Annotated in this window: 1 protein-coding gene; it reads left to right on the forward strand. The window is 75.7% G+C overall.

The window, feature by feature from the left end:
- Nucleotides 1-7205 (forward strand): type I polyketide synthase (locus BG452_RS26225; protein WP_188306817.1); only part of this gene is annotated, 7205 nt, incomplete at both ends.

A 7205-nucleotide genomic window follows, 5' to 3' on the forward strand; every position in this document is an offset into this window, starting at 1 on the left:
ACGGCGTCCTCGCCGCCCTCGCCCAACAGGACCCGGACACCCCCGCACTCCCGCTGCTGCGCCGCGACCGGCCCGAGGAACACACCCTGGTCACCGCGCTCGCCCGGCTGCACGTCGCCGGAGTCCCCGTCGACTGGGCGCGGCTGTTCGACGGCACCGGCGCCCGGCGCGTCGACCTGCCCACCTACGCCTTCCAACACGAGCCCTACTGGCCGGCCCTGGGCAGTGCTGTCGGCGACGTCGCCTCCGCCGGTCTGCTCGCGGCGGACCACCCGCTGCTCGGGGCGGCCGTGCCGCTCGCGGGCACGGACAGCGTCGTCTTCACCGGCCGGCTCTCGCCCGGCACGGCTGCGTGGGAGGAGGACGCGGACGTCTTCCCGGCGGCCGGATTCCTGGAACTGGCGATCCGGGTCGGCGACCACGTCGGCTGCGACCGGGTCGAGCGGCTCGCCGTCACCCGGCCGCTCGCCCTGGCCGGCGCGGGCGGCGGCACGATGCTCCAGGTCCGGGCGGGCGCGCCGGACGAGTCGGGCGCGCGGACGGTGACGTTCTTCTCGCGCCCCGACGGCGGGCTGGACGAGCCCTGGACCGAGCACGCCACCGGGGTGCTGACCACGGGAGCCTGCGCCGCCGACTTCGACGCGGCGGTCTGGCCGCCGGCCGGCGCGGTCGAGGACGGCGCCGGTGTCTGGCGGCGTGGTGAGGAGACCTTCGTCGAGGCCGGGCTCCCGGCCGAACTGGCGGGCTCGGCCGCCGGGTTCGGTCTGCATCCGGCGTTGCCGGCCGCCGTCCTGCGGGCGGACGGCCGAGGGCTCGTGCCGGTGGCGTGGTCCGGGGTGTCGCTGCACGCCACGGGTGCCACGGTGGTGCGGGCCCGGCTGGCGCGGACGGGCGCGGACACGCTGTCGCTGGTCCTCGCCGACGCGGCGGGCGAGCCCGTGCTGTCGGCGGAGTCCGTGGAGCTGGGCGAGCCGGCCGCCGCTGCGCACGGGGTGAACGGGTCGCTGCTGCGGCTGGAGTGGGTCGCCGCTGCGCCCGCCCGGCCGGTGAGCGTCCCGTTCGCGGAGGTCGCCGAGCTTGCGGAGCTCGGCGGTGAGGTGCCGGGTGTCGTGGTGGTCCCGGTGGCGGGTGGTTCGACGCCGGAGGCCGTGCACGAGGTGACGGCGTGGGCGTTGGGCCTGGTGCAGGAGTGGCTGGCCGAGCCACGGTTCTCGGACGCGCGCCTCGTCCTCGTCACGCGCGGTGCCATGGCGGGCGGCGAGGTGTCCGACCTCGTCGGCGCCGCCGTGTGGGGCCTGGTGCGGGCGGCCGAGTCGGAGAACCCGGGCCGGTTCGTCCTCGTGGACGCGGACCCGGACCCGGACGGTGGACTGCCGCTGGACGCGGTGCTGGCGACCGGCGAGTCGCAGGTGCTGGTCCGCGCGGGCGCCGTGCGGGTCGCTCGGCTGACCCGCGCTGCGGGTGACGGGTCACCTGCGGGGTGGGGCGCGGGGACGGTGGTGATCACGGGTGGCACCGGTGGTCTGGGCCGGCTCGTCGCGCGCCACCTGGTGACCGAACACGGTGTCCACGACCTGCTGTTGCTGAGCCGGCGCGGGGGCGCCGGCGCGTGGCTGGAGGAGCTGCGGGAGCTGGGCGCCGACGTCGAGGTGGTGGCCTGTGACGCGGCGGACCGGGAGGCGCTCGCGGAGGCGCTGCGCGGCCGGACGGTCACGGGTGTCGTGCACGCGGCCGGTGTGCTGGACGACGGTGTGGTGACGGCGTTGACGCCCGAGCGCCTGTCGGCCGTCCTGCGCCCGAAGGTGGACGCGGCGTGGAATCTGCACGAGCTGACCAAGGGCCAGGATCTCAGGGCCTTCGTCCTGTTCTCGTCGATCTCCGGTGTGCTGGGCAGCGCCGGTCAGGGCAACTATGCGGCGGCCAACGTCTACCTGGACGCGCTGGCGCACTGGCGCCGCCGGCAGGGCCTGCCGGCCCAGTCCTTGGGCTGGGGCGCCTGGGTGCCCGCCGCCGGCATGACCGGGACCCTCTCCGAGGCCGACCTGCACCGCATCCGCGCCACCGGAGTGCCGCCCCTCACCGAGGAGGACGGGCTCGCCCTGCTGGACGCCGCCATGGCCGTCGACGCGCCCTCCCTGGTCGCGACCGGCCGGATGGCCGTCGGCGCCCGCCCGCGCGGCGAGGTGCCGACGCTGTTCCGCGCCCTCCTGCCCGCCGGGCGGCGTACGGCGGTCAGCACCACCGGCACGGCCTTCGCCGCGCGCCTGTACGAGCTGCGCGAGGGCGACCGCTCACGTCACCTCGTCGACCTCGTCCGCACGGAGGCGGCCGGCGTCCTCGGCCACGCCTCGGGCCAGGCGGTCGACCCCGGACGGGAGTTCCGGGACCTCGGGTTCGACTCCCTCACCGCGATCGAGCTGCGCAACCGCCTCGCCGACGTCACCGGGCTCCGGCTCCCGGCGACCATGGTCTTCGACTACCCGACCCCGCACGCCCTCGCCGCGCACCTGAGGGGGGAACTCCTCGGCGAGGAGCACGACCTGGTGGCTCCGGAGGCCGCCACCCGCGCCGACGCCGGGGAGCCGATCGCGATCGTCGGCATGGCCTGCCGCCTGCCCGGCGGCGTGCGGACACCCGAGGACCTCTGGAGGCTGCTGAGCGAGGGCCGCGACGGCATCACCGACTTCCCGACCGACCGGGGCTGGGACCTCGACGCGCTCTTCGGCACCGGCCACGGCGTGAGCGCCACCCGCCGGGGCGGGTTCGTCGCCGGCCTCGGGGACTTCGACGCCGGCTTCTTCGGCATCTCGCCGCGCGAGGCCCTCGCCATGGACCCGCAGCAGCGCCTGCTGCTGGAGACCTCCTGGGAGGCGTTCGAACGGGCGGGCATCGACCCGACGGCGCTGCGCGGCAGCCGGACCGGCGTCTTCGTCGGCACGACGGGACAGGACTACGCCTCGCTGGTGATGAACTCGCGGGAGGAGGTGGAGGGCCACGCGAGCACCGGGCTGGCCAACAGCGTGATCTCGGGCCGGGTGTCGTACTGCTTCGGCCTGGAGGGCCCCGCGCTCACGATCGACACCGCGTGCTCCTCCTCGCTGGTGGCGATGCACCTGGCCGCGCAGTCCCTCACCAGCGGTGAGTGCACCCTGGCGCTGGCCGGCGGGGTGACCGTCCTGTCCACGCCGATGAGCTTCCTCGGCTTCACCCGCCAGGGCGGACTGGCCACGGACGGCCGCTGCAAGGCGTTCGCGGACGGTGCCGACGGGACGGGCTGGTCGGAGGGCGCCGGTGTGCTGGTCCTGGAGCGGCTCTCGGACGCCCGCCGCAACGGGCACCCGGTCCTGGCCGTCGTGCGCGGTTCCGCCGTCAACCAGGACGGTGCCAGCAACGGGCTGACGGCGCCCAACGGCCCGTCCCAGCAGCGGGTGATCCGCCAGGCCCTCGCCAACGCCGGGCTGTCGGCCGCCGAGGTCGACGCCGTCGAGGCGCACGGCACGGGCACGACGCTCGGCGACCCGATCGAGGCCCAGGCGCTGCTTGCGACCTACGGCCAGGACCGCGAACTCCCGCTGTTCCTCGGCTCGGTGAAGTCCAACCTCGGGCACACCCAGGCGGCGGCCGGTGTCGCGGGTGTGATCAAGACGGTGCAGGCGATGCGGGCGGGTGTGCTGCCGAAGACGCTGTACGTCGACGCGCCGTCCTCGCACGTCGACTGGTCGGCGGGCTCGGTGGAGCTCCTGACGGAGGCACGTGAGTGGCCGGAGGCCGGGCGCCCCCGGCGGGCAGGGGTCTCGTCGTTCGGCATCAGCGGGACGAACGCGCATGTGATCGTCGAGCAGGCGCCGGCGGCGGATCGGGCCGCGGCAGCGGGTGTGGCGCCCGGCGTCGGGCCGGTCGTCGTGCCGTGGGTGGTCTCGGGCGCGTCGGAGGCCGCGCTGGACGCGCAACTGGCCGGGCTCGCCGGACTGGACGGCTCGCCGGTGGACGTCGGGCTGTCGCTGGCCGGGCGGTCGCGGTTCGGGCACCGGGCGGTGCTGCTGGACGGTGCCGAGGTGGCGCGCGGCGCGGCGGGGGAGCGGAGGCTCGCGCTGCTGTTCTCCGGGCAGGGCTCGCAACGGCTCGGGATGGGAAGGGAGTTGTATGAGCGCTTCGCTGTCTTCGCGGAGGCGTTCGACGCGGTGTGTTCGGAGTTCGACCCGGCCTTGCGCGAGGTGGTCTGGGGAGCGGATGCGGAGCTGTTGAACCGGACGGAGTACGCCCAGGCCGGGTTGTTCGCGGTCGAGGTGGCGCTGTACCGGCTGCTCGAATCGCTGGGCGTGCGGCCGGAGTTCGTGGCGGGCCATTCGATCGGTGAGATCGCGGCCGCGCATGTGGCCGGGGCGTTCTCGCTGGAGGACGCGTGCACGCTGGTCGCCGCCCGGGGCCGCTTGATGCAGGCGCTTCCGGCGGGTGGCGCGATGCTGGCGGTGCAGGCGACGGAGGACGAAGTCCTGCCCCTGCTGGGCGATTTCGTGTCGATCGCGGCCGTCAACGGCCCGTCGTCGGTCGTCGTCTCGGGGGCTGAAGAGGCCGTCGCGGCGATCGAGGCGCACTTCGCCGATCGCAAGACCACGCGGCTGAAGGTCTCGCACGCCTTCCACTCCCCGCTGATGGACCCGATGCTGGAGGACTTCCGCGAGGTCCTGAACGGGCTGACCTACCAGGCGCCTTCGATTCCGCTGGTCTCCAACCTCACCGGCGCCCTCGGCGAGGACTTCACCACCCCCGACTACTGGGTGCGCCACGTCCGCGAGGCCGTCCGCTTCGCCGACGGCGTCCGCGCCCTCGACGCCGCCGGTGCGACGGACTACCTGGAGCTCGGCCCCGGTGGCGTCCTCACCGCCCTCGCCGCGCAGAACCTCGACGAGGGCGCCGACCACGTCGCGGCCCCGGCGTTGCGCGCCGACCGGCCGGAGGAGGGCGCCCTGCTGACCGCGCTCGCCCGCCTCCAGGTCGTCGGCGTCCCCGTCGACTGGGCCCGGGTCTTCGACGGCACCGGCGCCCGGCGCGTCGACCTGCCGACCTACGCCTTCCAGCGCGAGCGCTACTGGCCCGCCCGGGCCGCGCGCACCGGCGACGTGACCGGCGCGGGTCTGCGGCCGGCCGAGCACCCGCTGCTGGGCGCGGTGGTCTCCCCGGCCGACTCGGGCAGCGTGCTGCTGACCGGCCGGCTGTCGCTGAAGGCGCAGCCGTGGCTGGGCGACCACCGGGTGGGCGGCGCGGCCGTCTTCCCGGCGACCGGGTTCCTGGAGCTGGCCGTCCGGGCCGCCGACCAGGTGGGCTGCGACCGGGTCGAGCGGCTGACCCTCGCCGAGCCGCTCGGGCTGCCCGAGGACGGCGCCGTCGTCGTCCAGTTGGTGGCCGGAGCCCCGGACGAGACCGGGACGCGCCCGCTGAGCTGCTACGCCCGGCCGGAGGACGCGGCGGACGGTCCGTGGACCTGCCACGCCACCGGCATGCTGGCCATCGGCGAGCGCGAGGTCAGCCTCGACGCCTCCGCGTGGCCCCCGGCGGACGCGGAGGCCGTGGATCCGGCGTTGTGCCACGACTCGCTGGACCACGGCCCGGCGTTCCGCACGCTGCAAGCGGTGTGGAGGCGGGGCGACGAGGTGTTCGCCGAGGCCGTCCTGCCGGGCCGGGCCGAGGACGCGGCGCCGTACGGGCTGCACCCGGCGCTGCTGGAGGCGGCCGTCCAGATCGCCGCCCTGACCGGCGCGGACGAGGGCGCGCGGCTGGTGCCCACGGACTGGCACGAGGTGGTGCTGCACGCGACCGGCGCGGCCGTGGTCAGGATGCGGGTCGCCAGGACGGGGACGGACGCGGTGTCCGTCGAGGTGGCGGACGCGGCGGGCGGGCCCGTGCTGTCGGCGGGATCGCTGACGCTGGGCGAGCCGACGGCCGTGGCGGAGCGGGCCGGACTGGCCGGGGCGCTGCTGCGGCTGGACTGGGTGGACGCGCCGGAGCGTGCGGGCGGGCCCGTGGGGGCGGTGACGCTGGGGGAGGACCTGGCGTCGCTCGGCGAGGTGCCGGATGTCGTGCTCGTTCCTGTGGCGGGCGGTTCGTCGCCCGAGGCGGTGCACGAGGTGACGGCGTGGGCGCTGGGCCTGGTGCAGGAGTGGCTGGCCGAGCCGCGGTTCGCTGACGCGCGCCTGGTGTTCACCACCCGGGGGGCGGTGCCGGGCGGTGAGGTCACGGACCTCGTCGGCGGCGCGGTCTGGGGTCTCGTCCGGGCGGCCGAGGCGGAGAACCCGGGCCGGTTCGCCCTGCTCGACGTCGAGCGCGAGTCGGACGTGGAGGCGGCCCTGCCCGTCCTCGCCGCCCGACTGGAGGGTGGGGACTTCCAGTTCAGCGCCCGTGCCGGAGCCGTCCGGGTGGGCCGGCTGGCCAGGGCCGACATGGCCGGCGAACCCTCGAAGGGCTGGGGCTCGGGCACCGTGGTCATCACCGGTGGCACCGGCGGTCTGGGCCGGCTCGTCGCACGGCACCTGGTGACCGAACACGGTGTCCACGACCTGCTGTTGCTGAGTCGGCGCGGGGGCGCCTCCGAGCTGGTGGACGAGTTGCGAGCGTCGGGCGCTCACGTCGAGGTGGTCGCCTGTGACGCCGCCGACCGGGAGGCGCTCGCGCAGACCCTGCACGGCCGGAGGATCACGGGCGTCGTGCACGCGGCGGGTGTGCTGGACGACGGCGTCGTGAGCGCGCTGACGCCCGAGCGGCTGTCGACCGTCCTGCGCCCCAAGGTCGATGCCGCCTGGAACCTGCACGAGCTGACCAAGGACCAGGACCTCACGGCCTTCGTCCTGTTCTCCTCCATCTCCGGTGTCATGGGCAGCGCCGGTCAGGGCAACTACGCGGCGGCCAACGTCTACCTCGACGCGCTGGCGATCTGGCGCCGCCAACAGGGCCTGGCCGCACAGTCGTTGGGCTGGGGCGCCTGGGTGCCCACGGCCGGTATGACGGGCACGCTCACCGAAGCCGACCTGCACCGCATCCGCGCCACCGGCGTCCCGCCCCTCACCGAGGACCAGGGCCTCGCCCTGCTCGACGCCGCCATGGGCGTCGACGAGCCGTACCTCGTCCCCATCGGCCGCGCCACCGGCCCGGCCCGGATGCCCGGCACGGTGCCCGCGCTGCTGCGCGGACTCGTCCGCGGCGCCCGCCGC

This window comes from Streptomyces sp. CBMA123, assembly GCF_014596465.1.
GTDB lineage: Bacteria > Actinomycetota > Actinomycetes > Streptomycetales > Streptomycetaceae > Kitasatospora.